The sequence below is a fragment of the Cupriavidus sp. 8B genome, assembly GCF_054589115.1.
The window spans coordinates 1-255 of sequence record NZ_BAAILO010000319.1 but is presented as its reverse complement, the minus strand read 5'-3'; the positions used below and the strand labels follow the sequence as shown (position 1 = coordinate 255).

Sequence of the window (255 nt, the reverse complement as noted above, 5' to 3'; positions counted from 1 at the left end):
TTGAGCAGGGTATAGAGCCGCTTTCGCTCTGCCTCGTCGGAGGTCCGCTGCGCGATGGCTTGTCGCACCTTCGCGCAGGCAGCCGCCTTGTATGTCAAGATGTCGTTGACGGCATCCTTCGTGGTCTCGGCTCGGATCGTGCCGTCTACCGCGAGCGATGCATACCAGCCGCCAGCAGTCACTTCCTTGCGGATGTCGGCCGCACTCTTGCCGACGTTCCCCAGCGCGCCGTAGCGACGCCAGAGGTCCGCTCGG

At 64.7% G+C, this 255-nt stretch carries 1 pseudogene; it reads right to left on the bottom strand.

Annotated elements, in window-relative coordinates:
- A pseudogene (locus ACYP5B_RS32110) lies at positions 1–255 on the bottom strand (transposase); the annotation flags it as partial.